Here is a 732-nt window from a genome sequence, read left to right as displayed (position 1 = left end):
CGCCGGTCGCGACGCACACGGTAAACAAGGCGGCGACGAAGACGGTCGTGGAGAGCTCGGCTCCGGTCTCGGTGTTCGGCCAGCCGGTGACCTTCACCGCGACGGTCTCCGTCACGGCTCCGGGCGCCGGATCCCCGTCGGGGACGGTCACCTTCACCAACGGGTCCACGGTCCTCGGGACCGCCCCGGTGAGCTCCAGCACCGGTGGCGTCGCCGCGATCACGACCGACGAGCTGTCGGTCGGGCAGCACGCCGTGGTGGCGACGTACGACGGCGATGACAGCTTCACGGGCAGCAACGGGTCGACGGCGCAGAAGGTGCAGCGCGCGCAGACCTCGACGCTGCTGACGTCCTCGGCCAACCCCGCGCAGTCGGGCGAGAGCGTGCGGTTCACGGCGACCATCAGCCCGGTGGCGCCCGGTGCCGGAACGCCCTCGGGCACCGTCCGGTTCACGATCAACGGCGCCAACCTCGGCGGTCCGGTGACCCTCGTGAACGGTGTCGCGCTGAGCAACGCCTTCAGCTCGCTCTCCCCCGGCAGCTACCGGGTCGAGGCGGTCTACAGCGGCGACGGTCGCTTCATCGCCAGCAACGGCGTGCTCGACCAGGGCACCGGCCAGGGCATCGTCAAGGGCGCCACGTCGATGGGCCTCGTGTCCGACGACGCGGCGGCCGACCACGGGCAGACGGTCACCTTCACCGCGACGGTGCAGGCCGTGGCTCCCGCCACGG

Annotated in this window: 1 protein-coding gene; it reads left to right on the top strand. The window is 71.9% G+C overall.

The annotated features are described in order from the left end of the window. Positions 1-47 precede the first annotated feature (47 nt). The coding region (locus ACOADB_RS00005) for an Ig-like domain-containing protein (RefSeq protein ID WP_378595867.1) at positions 48-732 on the top strand (685 nt) is incomplete at its 3' end.

This window comes from Nocardioides sp. CPCC 206348 (genome assembly GCF_048654705.1).
Taxonomy (GTDB): domain Bacteria; phylum Actinomycetota; class Actinomycetes; order Propionibacteriales; family Nocardioidaceae; genus Nocardioides.
This window is presented reverse-complemented; position numbering and strand designations above follow the sequence as displayed.